Origin of the sequence: Longitalea arenae, assembly GCF_016924755.1 — a bacterium.
GTDB lineage: Bacteria > Bacteroidota > Bacteroidia > Chitinophagales > Chitinophagaceae > Niastella > Niastella arenae.
The window spans coordinates 461,482-476,773 of the sequence record NZ_JAFFJX010000002.1 but is presented as its reverse complement, the minus strand read 5'-3'; the positions used below and the strand labels follow the sequence as shown (position 1 = coordinate 476,773).

Here is a 15,292-nt window from a genome sequence, read left to right as displayed (position 1 = left end):
ACAATATGAATGTTGTCAGGTCTACCGGCTCTTCTACATGTATATTAATGAAAAAAGCCGTATCGGGCATTTATTCCGTCAACGGCTTAATTTAAAATATTTGAACGTAAACAGGTACAGCTGGAATATCCCGCTTATTAGATAGCTCAAATGGCTTAGGAACAGTGCTATATCTTTTATAATATCTCTTTCAGACTGTCCTTTGCTGCCTGTATGGTCATATCCAGATCGTCTTTGGTCAATGCACTGCAGAGAAACCAGGTCTCAAAAGCGGAAGGCGGTAAATACACGCCCCGCTTCAGCATGGCATGGAAGAACTTTTTGAACAGCTCATTATTGGCAGCTGCTGCCGATGAGAAATTGATGATCGGGTGCTCGCTGAAATGAATGCTGATCATAGAGCCCAGTTGATTGATCACATAAGGAGTGCCGCTTGCTTTCAACACATCATTGAGCCCGTTGCGCAGGTAGCCGGTCGATTCATCGAGCTGTTTATAAATAGCCGGATTTTCTTTCAGCGTTTTTAACATTACGAAACCTGCGATCATGGCCAGCGGGTTGCCGCTCAGGGTGCCTGCCTGGTACACATTGCCGAGCGGAGATATGTGTTGCATGATCTCTTTTTTACCGCCAAAAGCGCCTACCGGCATCCCACCGCCGATCACCTTACCATAGGTAACCAGGTCGGCATTTATGTGTAAGCGTTCCTGGGCGCCGCCGGGGGCAAGCCTGAATCCGGTCATCACTTCATCCATGATGAACACAATGCCCTCTTTGTCGCAAATGCTTCGCAATCCTTCGAGGAAACCCGGCTGGGGCAGAATACAACCCATATTGCCGGCTACCGGTTCTATGATAATTGCAGCGATCTCGCCGGCATGTTCTGTTACCAGGCGTTCAACAGCCGCCAGGTCATTATAGGCGCAGGTAAGCGTATCATTGGCTACGCCGGCCGTTACGCCAGGTACGGTTTGAATATTAAAGGTTGCCAGCCCGCTGCCTGCTTTTACCAGGAAGGAATCGGCATGACCATGATAACAGCCTTCGAACTTGATGACCTTATTGCGGCCGGTATAACCTCTTGCCAGCCGGATGGCGCTCATGCAGGCTTCGGTGCCACTGCTTACCATACGAATGAGGTCAACGTTGGGCGCCATGCTTATAATGAGCTCGGCCATTTCTATTTCCAGTTCAGTAGGCGCTCCGAACGAAGTGGAATATTGCGCATATTCCTGTATGGCTTTTACTACCGGTTCGTAGGCATGACCCAGGATCATGGGGCCCCAGGAATTGATATAGTCGAGGTAGCGGTTGCCATCGGCGTCGAACATATAAGCGCCTTTGGCCGATTTCATGAATACAGGTGTTCCGCCCACGCTTTTAAAGGCCCGAACCGGAGAATTCACACCACCGGGAATGCTTTGCTGCGCCCGGGAAAATAAAGCAATACTTTTTTCAAACATAGTTTTTGCGTTCTATTTTTCAATTAGCACTAATCACATGAGCGCATTAGCACATCAGCATATCAGCAAATCAGCTAATCAGTTTTATGGCGTCTTTTGCAAAATACGTAGCGATCAGATCAGCGCCGGCTCTCTTGATGGCCGTGAGCGTTTCCAGAATGGCTTTGTTCTCGTCTATCCAGCCCATTCTGGCGGCCGCTTTTATCATGGCATATTCGCCGCTGATATTATAGGCGCTAACGGGAACAGATACCGCATTCTTCACTTCGCGGATGATATCGAGGTAAGCCAGGGCCGGTTTCACCATTACGATATCAGCGCCTTCTTCCACGTCCATCAGGGTTTCTTTAACGGCTTCCACGCGGTTGCTGTAATCCATCTGGTAGGTTTTTTTGTCGCCAAAGCCAGGAGCGCTGTCGAGCGCATCTCGGAAGGGGCCATAAAAGCTGGAGGCATATTTGGCGCTATAGCTCATGATACCGGTCTTGTGAAGGCCATTTTCTTCCAGGGCTTCGCGAATGGCGGCAATACGACCATCCATCATATCGCTGGGCGCTACAAAATCGGCGCCTGCCTGGGCATGACTCACACTCATCTGCGCCAATACTTCCACCGTGGCGTCGTTCACGATCTCAGACCCTTCTACGATGCCGTCGTGCCCGTACGATGAGAATGGGTCAAGGGCTACATCGGTCATCACCAGCATATCCGGACAAGCCTCTTTTATTGCCCGGATGCTTCTTTGCATCAGTCCTTTCGGGTTCAATGCTTCGGTGCCTTTATTGTCTTTCAGTTCATCTTTACATTTAATGAAGAGCAATACGCTTTTCAATCCCATGCTCCACAATTCTTTTACTTCTTTCACGGTATTGTCGAGGCTCATGCGGTAATAGCCGGGCATGGAAGCAATCTCTTCTTTATAGTTTTCGCCTTCGTTTATAAATAATGGAACGATGAAATCATTGGGTGTTAAAATAGTTTCAGCCACCAGGCTCCTGATCGCCGGTGATTGACGTAGTATGCGGTTTCTACGCTGCAAATACATAAATACAATTTTTTGATTTTGCGATTTTGAGATTTTTGGATTTTGCCGGAATCTCAAAATCAAAATTTAACCTGTTATTTTTTTTAGTAAGATTGTTCGCTTTGTTTCTTTTGGCTGTTTTGTCGCTTGCATTGAAAATGCTTACTAATTCATTCGCTTCCTTTATCAATGCTTCTAAATCATTTCCTTGCACTAATTCCGCTTCTTTTGTAAGCTGAAGCCAATAAAGTGATTCATCAGCTTCTTCCAGAACCAATTCGATCTTATAAATAAAATCTGCATTTGACTTTGCGCGGCAGCCAGCTCTGTAATTCGCACCAACGGATCCTGCTGCTCTTATCAGTTGTTTGGCTGTTTCGAAACCAGCAGCGTTTTTTGGAAAGCGACTGCACAACTTTATTACATTTACATGAAATTGTTTTGTTCGTTTTTGCAAATCAAACTTGTTCATATCGACTGATTTCTTTTGTAAATCAATCGCATTCCAAGTCCCGAAATCCCAAAATCCCAAAATCCCCAAATCCCGAAATCCCGAAATCCCGAAATCCCGAAATCTCAAAATCAGAAATCTCAAAATCAGAAATCGTTTTACACCCACTCAACCGGGTTCAAACAAGCCTGTAATAATCTGTCTTCTTCACTGCCTGGCGTTGGTTGATAGTTGTATTCAAACCTCACGGTAGGCGGCAGGCTCATCAAAATACTTTCTATTCTTCCATTTGTTTTCAGGCCGAACAAAGTCCCGCGGTCATGTACAAGGTTGAACTCAACATAACGGCCGCGCCGGATTTCCTGCCAGTGTTTATGCTGCGCTGTATACGGCAGTTGCTTTCTTTTCTGTACAATGGGCAGGTAAGCCGCTAAGAACGCATCGCCACAGGTTTTGCCGAAATTGAACCAGAACTGTACATCTTTCTCCGCCGATGGACGTTGGTGATCATAAAAGATGCCGCCAATTCCGCGGCGTTCCTTATTGCGGTGCCAGTTCACAAAATAATTGTCACACTCTTTTTTAAAGGACCCATAAAAGCCAGGGTCAAATGCATCGCAGGCAGTTTTATAGGTCTGGTGAAAATGTTTTGCATCTTCTTCAAACAGGTAATAGGGCGTAAGATCCGTACCGCCGCCAAACCAACGGTCGATGACGTCTTCATTCCCGCCATAGACTTCAAACATCCGGTAATTACAATGTACTGTGGGTACAAATGGATTAACAGGATGTAGTACCAGCGACAGGCCGCAGGCAAACCAGCTCCTGCCATCGATCTTTAGCTGTTGGCGCATAGGTTCGGTCACTTCGCCAAACACTACGGATGTGTTCACGCCGCCTTTCTCAAACACATGTCCATCAGCGATCACGCGGGTTTTGCCACCGCCTCCCTCCGCGCGTTGCCAAAGGTCTTCCTGGAACCTGGCTTTACCGTCTTCTGCTTCCAAAGCAGCACAGATGCGGTCTTGCAGGTTGTGGATATAATTGATCCAGTTCTCTTTTATATTCATTGCTGTGAATGGTCAATGGTGAATGGTCAATGGTCAATCACATTAGCGCTGTCGGCTTTTCAACATCTTAATTTGTCAACTCCCAACACTCTAAGCCTTTACACCTTCATTCCTGTATTCTTTCACCGTATCAACGAAGGCCCGTGCATGATCCACCGGCACATTCGGTAAAATACCATGGCCCAGGTTGGCGATATGACGCTGTCCGCCGAAATCCTTCAGCATTTGTTTTACTTCCTTTTGGATCACCGGTATGGGCGATAACAATTTGGCCGGATCGAAATTCCCCTGCAACGTTACATTCGCTCCTGCCAGCTGGCGGGCCATGGCCGGTGTTATACACCAGTCGATACCCAGGCCATGCGCACCGGTAGCAGCCATGGCTTGCAGCGAATGCCAGGCGCCTTTGGCAAAGATGATAGTAGCTACTTCACCTTTCAGGGCGGCTACGATCTGGTGAATATATTTCAGGGAGAAATTCTCAAAGTCATCGGGGCCCAGCAAGCCGCCCCAGCTATCGAAGATCTGAATAACATCAACCCCTGCTTTCACCTGGCCTTTCAGGTAAGCAATAGTGGTATCTGTGATCATTTGTAAGAGGCGATGCGCCGTTTCGGGTTGGGTATAGCAAAAGATCTTGGCTTCGTCAAACGTTTTGGAACCTTTGCCCTGTACCATATAACACAGCAAGGTCCAGGGAGCGCCGGCAAAACCAATTAATGGTACGCGGCCATTCAGTTCCTGTTTGATCAGTTTTACCGCATCAAAAACATAGTGCAGGGTTTCGTTTACATCAGGCACCCGGATGCGGTTGAGATCATTTATATTTTTAACAGGCTCTGGCAAAAAGGGGCCTTTGCTTTCTATCAACTGTACTTCCAGTCCCATGGCCTGGGGCACTACCAGAATATCGGAAAAGAGAATGGCCGCATCAACGCCAATGATATCAACGGGCTGAATGGTTATCTCGCAGGCCAGTTCGGGTGTCTGGCACCGTTCGAAGAAGCCATATTTCTCGCGTAAGGCCATATATTCGGGTAAATACCGGCCGGCCTGGCGCATCATCCATACAGGGGGGCGTTCTACTTGTTCTCCATTCAGGGTTCTTAATAACAGGTCGTTTTGCAGCATAATATGTAGTATGTTACTTTTTAAAAAATTGAAACATTTTTTTCACCAGCTCATCTTTGCCGGGTTTTTCCGACTCAATGACCGTATTGGTGGAAAATGATTTTATAGCGTCGGCCGTCGTTTGGCCAATGGCGAATAAGATAGCGGAGGGTAATACGGCATTGGCGTAAAAGAAACTATGTACCGCGCTCGGACTAAAAAACAAAATTCCATCATACGCTTTCTCGATCTTATGGGGCGTGCTGATGGTATGGTATACGATCACTTCCTGCACCATGATCCCGTTCTGGCGGAGCTTGCCGGGTAATTCTTCGCGGCGCTGATCGCCACAGAAAAAAACTACCTGTTTCACCTGCTTGTTGCTGATCATTTTATCGGCCAGCTCGACGGCATTGTTGCCAACGGTATGGATCGACTGTTCACCGAAATAGCGGGCAACCAGCTGGCGGGTGGTATGGCCGATACAGAAAATATTCCAATCGGGGATCTGCCCATTGATATGAGCAGCCACTGTATTCACCGCATTCATACTGGTGAATACGACCGAAGCGGGTTGTTTTATTATTTTGGCAATCTCTTCTTTGATGCTGGTGGTGGCTACAGGCGTAGTGTCGATGAAGGATACGATGTCAATATGAATATCCTTCGCCTTGGCAGCTTCGATCAATGCCGTTTCCAACGGCCGGGTGCTCAGTATGTAGATCTTATTTGGCATTTCGGATCTTATCGGCGATAACCTGTCCGCCATTTGCTAATAATTCGTTGGCGGCAATAACGCCGAGTTTGTCACAGTTGTTCACGGCCACTGTTTTTTCAATGCTGGCTTTCTCTTTTCCATCCAGCGACAAGATATTCCCTTCAAAATGAAGCTCACCGTTCACGATACTTGCCAGGGCGCTGATCGGTGTAGAGCAACCGCCCAGCAGGGCCCTTAAGAAATCCCGCTCAATGGCAGTGCATAAAGCAGTATCCGCATCATTAAATAAGCGGCAGGCTTCAAAAGCATATTCATCATCATGGCGGCAGGCAACTACAATAGCGCCCTGTGCGGGAGCAGGCAACATCCAGTCGAGTTCAATGGAGTGGGCCGGCCGCAAGCCGATCCTTTCGAGGCCGGCGGCAGCGAAAATAGCGCCGTTCCAGTGGCTATCGGCCAGCTTTTGTAAGCGGGTATTTACATTGCCGCGCAGGTTTTCGATGGTATGTTGCGGGTATCGGTTCAGCCATTGGGCCTTGCGGCGAATGCTGCTGGTAGCTATGGTGAATGGCGAATGGTGCATGGTGAATGGCGGCTCCATTTGCAGTACCTCATTGGCCGTTGACCATTCCCCATTGACGACAAACAGATCTTTATAAGAAGCTCTTTTCAGAACAGCAGCGGTAACAATGCCTTTGGGTAATTGCGTGGGCACATCTTTCAGGGAATGCACGGCAATATCGATGCGGTCATTCAGCAGGGCAAGATCCAGGCTGCGGGTAAAGATGCCCTGTACGCCCATTTCATACAACGGTGTTTTGAGATCGATATCCCCTTCGCTTTTTATATATACCAGTTCTGCGGAAAATCCAAACTGCATTAACAGGTTCTGCACCTGGGTAGCCTGCCAAACCGCAAGTTGGCTTTCCCTGGTTCCAATACGGATCACTTTATTCATCAGTGCTTGTTCAATTTTTGCAAAGCTAATGCATTCGTCAATGGTGAATGGTCAATGGTGAATGAGGTCAAGAAATTTCTGATTCCCGTGTTAATTGTTGACCTCGCGAACCGGGCTCTTTTCACCATTCACTATTTACCGTTGACCCCAATCAGTTCGAGGGTGCAATGAACTCATTGATAGCTTCTATATAATAACAGCCACGCTGGTTGCGCTGACGCATTTTAGAAGCCATGCCATTGATTACCCGTTGTATTTTCTCGTCGGCATTGATAGTCTGGCATGCAGCCATTTCGGGTGAAAGCTGTATATATGATGGAAAGGTCTGGATCTCTTTTAATTTGATCTTAACGGCTTTGAATACCGGTACATGCTTGCGCATTTCGAACCACTCGATGAATTCGTCAATGTGTTCACGGATGATATCCCAGGCTTTCGGTACTTCGGCTTCCCGCATTTGCAGGGTCTCATCCTTCAGTTTCGACAGCTCATCTACATTCACGAGGTGAACATTCGGCAATTCCTGGGCGCTTTCTTCTACATTGAAAGGAACCGAGAGGTCGATGATCAGTTTCTCGCCCTTGCCTTCGAGGTGCGACTTTTTAATGGTAGGTTCTACTGAATTAGTGGCTACCAGGATGATATCAGCTGTTTCTATATTGGCGGCCAGTTCCGATAAAGGCGCGTGGTGCAGGTCTAATTCTTCTGCCAGCTGGGCAGCTTTATCGTGGGTGCGGTTTATAAGTGTTATGTGGTCGGCATCGAGGTAATCGACCAGGTTTTTGCAGGTGTTACGGCCAATTTTGCCAACACCCAGCAATAATATTTTCTTGTCGGAAATATCAGCTACTTTCTCCCTGATATACTGAACGGCGGCAAAAGATACCGAAACGGTTCCGCCACTCAGGTTGGTCTGGTTCTTTATCGCTTTGGAAGACTGCAGCACACAGTTTACCAGGCGTTCCATGAAGGTGTCGGTATAGCCATGTTCCTTGCTGAATTTTACGGCCTGTTTTATCTGCCCTACAATTTCATAATCCCCCAAGATCTGGGAATCGAGACCGGCGGCTACTGAGAAAAGGTGCTCAATGGCAGCCATCCCGTTCTTGATATAAGCTAATTTGGTAAAAGTGGAAGCGTTTCCTTCGGTTTGGGTGCAGAGCAGGTTGATCAGTTGATCGGCACTTTCGGCAAAACCGTAAATTTCGGTACGGTTGCAGGTGCTTAAAACAAATAACTCATGCAAACCAAAGGCGGGGGCTTGGTTAAGTAGGGTAGCGTATTGATCATTACTCACTGCAAACTGGCCTCTTATCGCAGCATCGGATTTTTTGTAATTGATCCCGGCTATAAAAAACTTGGTTATATCCTTAGTACTGTTTCCGTGCATGAATATCGAATTCTGAAAATTGACACTGCAAAAATACTTTCGGACTCGTCATTGTCCTAATATGTCTGTCATTACTCTGTCATTTTACTGCCTGATTATCATCAAGCGGGCGTATGAGTAAAATCATACATGCCTGCGCGGCCAGAGATCATTCGCTTTTGCGAACGTTTGTTCGCCGGAAGAACTGCTATCTGTCAAAGAACTAAAATGCACTGCTGTCAGGGCTTCCGGCCAGGCTTATACCGGTAACCAAAGATCCAACCGGCTAATTCCACTGTCATCCTGCGGTAAAAACTGCTTTTTGCCGGCTAAGCCGGTCTTTTCACGGGAATAAATTTTGAGTTTTAAGTTACTAAGCGCGTTACTTTTGCACTCTTATTATGGCAGCAACAAAAAGAGGTATCGTTTTAATGAACCTGGGGTCGCCAGACTCTACGAAGGTGAAAGACGTTCGCCGGTATTTGAATGAATTCCTGATGGATGAACGGGTGATCGACATGTCATACCTGGGCCGCTTATTACTGGTGAAAGGGATCATTGTTCCCTTCCGGGCGCCCAAATCGGCCCATGCCTATGCTTCTATCTGGACCAAAGAAGGCTCGCCCCTGATCGTACTGAGCAAGCAATTGCAGGATGCCCTGCAAAAACAGGTACCTGAACCGGTGGCGCTGGCCATGCGATATGGTTCTCCCGCTCCCTGGACTGCCTACGATGAACTACTCGAAAAAGTACCTGACCTTGAAGAGGTGGTGCTGGTGCCTATGTATCCGCACTACGCCATGAGCAGTTATGAAACAGCCGTAGAATACGCGAAAGCGGCACATGCAAAAGGAAAGTATTCATTCAGGCTTACCATTATTCCACCTTATTACGATAATACGCTCTACCTCGAGGCGCTGGCAGACAGCATGAAGCCTTACCTGCAGCAGCCCTATGATCATTTTTTGTTCAGTTACCATGGTGTGCCTGAACGCCATATCCATAAAAGCGATATTACCGGCAATCATTGTTTGAAAGTGGCCAACTGTTGTGAAGTGAACAGTGAGGCGCATCGATATTGTTACCGGCATCAGTGTTTGGTGACTACTAAAAAAGTGGCCGGTTTGCTGCAGATACCCGAACAGAAATACAGCTTCTCTTTTCAATCGCGCCTTGGCAGGGATGAGTGGTTGAAGCCCTATACCGCCCAGCGCCTGGCTGAGCTGCCTAAAGAAGGTGTAAAGAAATTGCTGGTTGCCTGTCCGGCATTTGTGAGCGATTGTTTGGAAACCCTGGAAGAAATTGCCGTTGAGGGAAAGAATACATTTTTGGAGGCAGGCGGTGAATCATTTACCATGATCCCCTGTTTGAATGTGCATCCCATGTGGGTGAAGGCAATCGCGAGTTGGATAAATGAACGATCTTATAACCCCAATGCCTGACCGGCCTGAAGCATATTACTCCTATGTATAACTACATCAAGGCCCTTCACATCATTTTTATTGTCACCTGGTTCAGCGGCATGTTTTACATCGTTCGCCTGTTTATATACAATACCGAAGCCGGTGAAAAACAGGAAGCGGAAAAGAACATTCTACGCAGCCACTTTACGATAATGATCAGGCGGCTATGGTTTGGCATTACCTGGCCTTCAGCTATTGCCACAGGTATCTTCGGTCCATGGATGTGGATACAGCTGGGCGTTCTGCCGGACTGGTTATTCGTTAAACTGTTTTTTGTAGCAGGTTTGTATGTGTATCACTTTACCCTGCATGCCATTTACAAACAGGAGATGAAGGGTATTTTTAAATACAGTTCACAGCAATTGCGCATCTGGAACGAGGTGGCTACGATTTTCCTGGTTGCCATTGTGATGCTGGCGGTGGTAAAACAAAATATGAGTGTGGTATGGGGATTGGCCGGACTGATAGGGTTTGTGATCGTGCTGATGAGTGCGATCAGGATCTATAAAAATATCAGGATGAAGAAGAAATAGTTATTCAATTGGCCGATTTATGCGTTGCCAGTTAAGTGAATTCTTGGGGTGTATAACTGCCTGAAAGAGGAGTTGGCCAGGGCAGGTGCCGTACAACTATCAGTGAATATGAATGATTTGCACCTCAATTCATTGAACAATCAATATCAGTTTATTGAACGATCAATACCACTTTATTCAACAATCAGTACCAGTTTGTTGAACAACCAGCTATGGTTTATTGAATAGTTGCACCCAATTCATTGAACAAACAGGTATCAATCATTGAAAAATCAGAAGCGTTTATTGAACAAACTGAAGCTGTTTATTGAACAAACTGTACCTGTTTATTGAACAAACTGAACCTGTTTGTTAAATAAACTGGCAGTGTTTGTTGCATGAACCGAACAGTTTTTTATACGAATTGAACGATTTTTTCAACGATCAAGCTCTGTTTATTGAAAGATCCATCCCGCATATTTAACAACCTGATGCTGATCCTTGCATTCCTGCACCGGATGCTTCAACGATCTGTTCTGTTTTTTCAATAGATGTTGTAAAAATGCTAACGTTTGATAGCCGCTGCCCTCATGATTTTGTGTTGTGCGCAAAAATTGGTATTGCGCATAGCTTGCCGGGTTTTCAGGACGAGCGACTTGTAAAATGTATGACCGAAGTTTAGCGGAAGTTTTTTGCAATAAAAAAACCTCCCTTAGCGAGGAGGTTTTACAATACGGGGCACCAATGTCTTTTCAGCTTCCCGAAAACGGGGGTTGTTCGTGGGCGTGCACAGTAGCCTGATTGGTTTTCCACAGGCATAACCAGAGATTAAAAACGGGAAGGTAGCGGATTACAAAAAGGTGTAAAAAAGAAAAACCTTTCCTTTGTTTTAGAATTTTAAAGGAAAGGGGAGCAGGACTACTCCCCTTTTTAACCCCTAAACCCTAAACCGTAGAAAAGGTTTTTCATATAATGAGGTAATAAAAATGTCGTTTTCAAGTAAATGCCCTGCAAGGTAAAACCTCTAAGGACTGACGGGACTAATACTTAGAAAATATCGTACCAAAAATCACTCCGTCACTGCTAAAATTCCTCTTTTACTTTTCAACATTTTGCTATTGCAAAGAGCACAGAAATAGTTCCATAAATTATGCCAAATGCCCTGAATGTGGATAAACCTGACTGAAAATTGACCGTTTCGTTAAAAAATCTTCAAATAACTTCCGGGTTACCAATATAAGTTCCAAAGGCTGGCACCACTATCACTATAACCTGAAAACTGATCAGAACCTTAAGAAATGTGAGCATTTTGTGAGGTGGGATAACAGTGCCTCTTTTGGTTTCTCATGATCATGTTTCAACAGTGAACGGCTGCTCACCGTTTCGCGGTGCGTGTCAACAATAACTATGAACTGAAAGAACGGTGATTAAGAACTTTGAATCCAGAATGTTGAACTGAGAATCAGGAGCTTTGAACGATGAACCGGCAACCGGCAACCGGCAACTGGCAACCAACTGGCAACTGGCAACCAACTGGCAACCGGCAACCGACAACCAGCAACCAGCAACCGGGTAACCGGCAACTGGTAACTGGTAACCGGTAACCGGCAACCGGCAACCGGCAACAAGCGGTAACTTTTCGTACCTTTGCACACTTTTGGGGCTGCAGAATTACTTCTTCTGCAAGCTTTTTTAAAGGACATTGAAATATTAGAAATAAACAGATTTACCGGCAATTATATGGCAGTTAACTACAGAGAGTTCCAGAAATTGAATTTGCCTGTTATAGAACAGGAAATGTTAGCTAAATGGAGTGAAAATCAGGCTTTTGAAAAAAGCGTGTCGCTGCGGAACGATGCCCCCTCCTTTGTTTTCTACGAAGGGCCGCCCAGCGCCAACGGCATGCCTGGCATTCACCACGTTATCAGCCGCACATTGAAGGACCTGGTTTGCCGCTACAAGACCATGCGTGGATTCCAGGTAAACCGTAAAGCCGGCTGGGACACCCATGGCCTTCCCATTGAACTGGGCGTTGAAAAAGAACTGGGCATCACCAAAGAAGATATCGGTAAAAAAATTACTGTTGAGGAATATAACCGCAAATGCCGCGAAGCGGTGATGCGCTATAAAGATAAATGGGACGACCTCACCAAAAAAATGGGCTATTGGGTCGATCTGAACGATCCTTATATCACCTTCGATAACAATTATATAGAAACCCTTTGGTACCTGTTGAGCAAACTGTACGAAAAGGGCTTATTGTATGAAAGCGTGAGCATTCAGCCCTATTCACCAGCTGCCGGTACGGGCTTAAGCTCACACGAGCTGAACCAGCCCGGCACCTATAAAATGGTGAAGGATACCAGCGCTGTTGTGATGTTCAGGGCGGTGAAGGATGAAAAATCGGCTTTCCTCTTTGAAGCCGTGGCCAATGCAGGCCGTCAGGCGTCGCGAGCTGAACTTGAAACGGGCCATTCACCATTGGCCATTGACCATTCACCCTTCTTCCTGGCCTGGACCACCACCCCGTGGACCCTGCCTTCGAACCTGGGTTTAACGGTAGGGGAGCGCATCACTTATGTGCTGGTGCAAACCTTCAACCCATATACGCACTTGCCCATAAACGTGGTGCTTGCCAAAGATCTGCTGGGTAAATACTTCAAACCCGAAGCTGAAAACACCGGATTCGGGGAATATAAAGAAGGCGACAAAGTGTTGCCCTGGCGTATACTCACTGAGTTCAAAGGGGCAGAGATTGAAGGTTGCCGTTATGAACAGTTGTTGCCCTTCGAAGCCAACAGTCCAGAGAAAAGCGGTGGCGACCCCTTCCGCGTATTATTAGGCGATTTCGTTACCACCGAAGATGGTACCGGCATTGTACACACGGCGCCTGCTTTTGGTGCAGATGACTATAGAGTAGGAAAGAAATACAATATCGGAATTCTCACCATGGTCGACCGCCAGGGCAAATTTGTAGATGGCCTCGGCGAGTTCAGCAACCGGTATGTAAAGAATTATAAAGACGATAAAGATTATGTAGATGTGAACGTAGACATCTGCGTTAAACTGAAGAAAGAGAACCGCGCCTTCAAGATCGAAAAGTATGAGCACAATTACCCGCATTGCTGGCGCACCGATAAACCCGTATTATATTATCCGTTAGATGCCTGGTTCATAAAAACCACTGCGTTGAAAGACAGGCTGGTAGCCTTGAATAAAACGATCAACTGGAAGCCCAGATCAACCGGCGAAGGCCGTTTTGGCAACTGGCTCGAAAATATGGTTGACTGGAACCTGAGCCGCAGCCGTTTCTGGGGCACGGCCTTACCCATCTGGAAAACCGAGGATGGCAGCGAAGAAAAATGCATTGGCTCAGTACCCCGGTTAAAAGAAGAAGCAGCCAAAGCCGACAAAACACTGGGCACCAACAATGCAAAGATCATGGCCGACCTCGATCTGCATAAACCTTATGTAGACGATATCATCTTGGTAAGTGAATCGGGCAAACCCATGAAACGGGTTCCAGACCTGATTGACGTTTGGTTCGATAGCGGCGCCATGCCATACGCCCAATGGGGCCTCGATCACGAGAAGCTGAAAGCCGGTGATCCCTATCCGTTCAAACAGCCATTCAACAAGAATTACCCGGCCGATTTCATCGCCGAAGGGGTTGACCAAACCCGTGGCTGGTTCTATACCCTGCATGCCATAGCCGGCTTATTGTTTGATTCTGTGGCATATAAAACCTGTGTGTCGAACGGACTGGTACTGGACAAAAATGGCAACAAAATGAGTAAGCGCCTGGGGAATGTGGTCGATCCGTTCAAGACCATTGAACAATACGGCGCCGATGCTACCCGCTGGTACCTGATCACCAATGCTTCGCCCTGGGAGAATATGAAGTTCGACCTGGAAGGCATCAAGGAAGTGCAACGTAAGTTCTTCGGAACGCTCTATAATACCTATCAGTTCTTTGCGCTCTATGCCAATGTAGACGGCTTTGCATTCAAAGAGGCGTATATCCCGCTGGAACAAAGGCCCGAGATCGACCGCTGGATCCTTTCTTCCCTGAACACCCTCATAAAAAAGGTAACGGAGTATATGGACGATTATGAGCCTACCCAGGCTGGCCGGGCCATAGAAGAGTTTATGGATGAGCATCTTAGTAACTGGTACGTACGTTTGTGCCGCCGCCGGTTCTGGAAAGGGGAGTATGAACATGATAAAGTATGCGCATACCAGACCCTGTACGAGTGCCTGGAAACCGTGTTGAAGCTGATGGCGCCTATTTCGCCATTCTTCAGCGATGCCTTGTTCCAGAATCTGAACGCTGTAACAGGCAGGCATAACACAGAATCGGTGCACCATGCCGATTACCCTGTTAGTAAACCGGCCGCTATCGATGCCTCCCTCGAAGAGCGCATGCAGCTGGCCCAGGATATCTCCTCCCTCGTATTGTCATTGCGCAAGACGGCCAGGCAAAAAGTACGGCAACCCTTGCAAAAAGTGCTGATCCCGGTGTTGAATAAACACATGAAAGACCAGATTGAGCTGGTAGAAGACCTGATAAAGAGCGAGGTGAATGTTAAAGAAATAACCTATTTAACCGAAGATAACGGGTTTATCAAAAAGAAGATAAAACCCAATTATACGGTGCTGGGTAAGAAGTTGGGAGCCAAAATGAAGCCGGTAGCGGCAGCATTAGCCGAATTTAGTCAGGATGACATAGCGAAATTGGAAAAAGATGGCAGTATTTCATTGAATATTGAGAACGAACCCTTAATATTACAAACTAATGAAGTAGAGATCACCAGTGAAGATATCCCCGGGTGGATGGTGGCCAATAAAGATGCTCTCACCGTGGCTTTGGATGTAACCGTTACCCCAGAACTGGTCAGCGAAGGAAATGCCCGCGAATTGGTTAATCGTATCCAGAAAATCCGAAAAGACAGTGGTTTTGAACTCACTGATCGAATACTGGTTAAGGTGACCGAACACCAGGAGCTGAGCCAATCGATCGCCCAATTTAATAATTATATTTGCGCAGAAATTTTGGCAGATAAACTTGAACTAGTACCTGAAATACCTGATGGCACCGAAATTGAAGTGAACGATATTCCATTAAAAGTGTTCGTTACAAAAAAAGCGTAAAAG

At 46.6% G+C, this 15,292-nt stretch carries 11 protein-coding genes; 3 read left to right on the top strand and 8 right to left on the bottom strand.

Features of this window, described 5'->3' with window-relative positions:
* Positions 1-176: 176 nt before the first annotated feature.
* The 8 genes from hemL to hemA form a co-directional block, all read right to left on the bottom strand.
* Positions 177-1,463, bottom strand: coding sequence for a glutamate-1-semialdehyde 2,1-aminomutase (gene hemL, locus JT717_RS06925; protein WP_205509469.1), 1,287 nt, complete (start codon positions 1,461-1,463; stop codon positions 177-179).
* A 70-nt stretch (positions 1,464-1,533) separates the two neighbouring features.
* Positions 1,534-2,508, bottom strand: a complete 975-nt coding sequence (hemB, locus tag JT717_RS06920; RefSeq protein ID WP_205509468.1) for a porphobilinogen synthase — start codon at positions 2,506-2,508, stop codon at positions 1,534-1,536.
* Positions 2,492-3,082, bottom strand: a complete 591-nt coding sequence (locus JT717_RS06915) for a four helix bundle protein (RefSeq protein WP_240347872.1) — start codon at positions 3,080-3,082, stop codon at positions 2,492-2,494. The genes hemB and JT717_RS06915 overlap by 17 nt, the downstream gene beginning before the upstream one ends.
* A gap of 14 nt (positions 3,083-3,096) precedes the next feature.
* Positions 3,097-4,008 (bottom strand): oxygen-dependent coproporphyrinogen oxidase, encoded by a 912-nt coding sequence (gene hemF, locus JT717_RS06910; protein WP_205509467.1) that lies wholly within the window; start codon positions 4,006-4,008, stop codon positions 3,097-3,099.
* Positions 4,009-4,098: 90 nt separating this feature from the next.
* Entirely contained in the window at positions 4,099-5,139 is a 1,041-nt protein-coding gene (gene hemE / locus JT717_RS06905; RefSeq protein WP_205509466.1) for a uroporphyrinogen decarboxylase, read from the bottom strand.
* Positions 5,140-5,152: 13 nt separating this feature from the next.
* A complete protein-coding gene (locus JT717_RS06900; protein WP_205509465.1) occupies positions 5,153-5,854 on the bottom strand; it encodes a uroporphyrinogen-III synthase in 702 nt (233 codons plus the stop codon).
* Entirely contained in the window at positions 5,844-6,794 is a 951-nt protein-coding gene (gene hemC, locus JT717_RS06895; protein WP_205509464.1) for a hydroxymethylbilane synthase, read from the bottom strand. The genes JT717_RS06900 and hemC overlap by 11 nt, the downstream gene beginning before the upstream one ends.
* Before the next feature lie 151 nt (positions 6,795-6,945).
* Positions 6,946-8,184, bottom strand: coding sequence for a glutamyl-tRNA reductase (gene hemA / locus JT717_RS06890; protein ID WP_205509463.1), 1,239 nt, complete (start codon positions 8,182-8,184; stop codon positions 6,946-6,948).
* Between the two features lie 380 nt (positions 8,185-8,564).
* On the opposite strand from hemA, the gene hemH reads away from it, so the two are divergent.
* The 3 genes from hemH to ileS all read left to right on the top strand — a co-directional run bounded on the left by hemH (position 8,565) and on the right by ileS (position 15,289).
* On the top strand, positions 8,565-9,605 hold the full coding sequence (gene hemH, locus JT717_RS06885) for a ferrochelatase (RefSeq protein ID WP_205509462.1): 1,041 nt from the start codon (positions 8,565-8,567) through the stop codon (positions 9,603-9,605).
* 23 nt (positions 9,606-9,628) lie between these two features.
* Complete coding sequence (locus JT717_RS06880) at positions 9,629-10,159, top strand: CopD family protein (protein ID WP_205509461.1); 531 nt, start codon at positions 9,629-9,631, stop codon at positions 10,157-10,159.
* 1,719 nt (positions 10,160-11,878) lie between these two features.
* Positions 11,879-15,289, top strand: coding sequence for an isoleucine--tRNA ligase (gene ileS / locus JT717_RS06875; protein WP_205509460.1), 3,411 nt, complete (start codon positions 11,879-11,881; stop codon positions 15,287-15,289).
* The last annotated feature ends 3 nt before the right edge of the window (positions 15,290-15,292 follow it).

What these genes read in the sequence shown, in the direction of transcription:
- hemL (WP_205509469.1), bottom strand. Translation starts at nt 1,463, where the DNA reads ATGTTTGAAAAAAGTATTGCTTTATTTTCCCGGGCGCAGCAAAGCATT.
- hemB (WP_205509468.1), bottom strand. Translation starts at nt 2,508, where the DNA reads ATGTATTTGCAGCGTAGAAACCGCATACTACGTCAATCACCGGCGATC.
- ileS (WP_205509460.1), top strand. Translation starts at nt 11,879, where the DNA reads ATGGCAGTTAACTACAGAGAGTTCCAGAAATTGAATTTGCCTGTTATA.
- hemA (WP_205509463.1), bottom strand. Translation starts at nt 8,184, where the DNA reads ATGCACGGAAACAGTACTAAGGATATAACCAAGTTTTTTATAGCCGGG.
- hemH (WP_205509462.1), top strand. Translation starts at nt 8,565, where the DNA reads ATGGCAGCAACAAAAAGAGGTATCGTTTTAATGAACCTGGGGTCGCCA.
- hemC (WP_205509464.1), bottom strand. Translation starts at nt 6,794, where the DNA reads ATGAATAAAGTGATCCGTATTGGAACCAGGGAAAGCCAACTTGCGGTT.
- JT717_RS06900 (WP_205509465.1), bottom strand. Translation starts at nt 5,854, where the DNA reads ATGCCAAATAAGATCTACATACTGAGCACCCGGCCGTTGGAAACGGCA.
- hemE (WP_205509466.1), bottom strand. Translation starts at nt 5,139, where the DNA reads ATGCTGCAAAACGACCTGTTATTAAGAACCCTGAATGGAGAACAAGTA.
- JT717_RS06880 (WP_205509461.1), top strand. Translation starts at nt 9,629, where the DNA reads ATGTATAACTACATCAAGGCCCTTCACATCATTTTTATTGTCACCTGG.
- hemF (WP_205509467.1), bottom strand. Translation starts at nt 4,008, where the DNA reads ATGAATATAAAAGAGAACTGGATCAATTATATCCACAACCTGCAAGAC.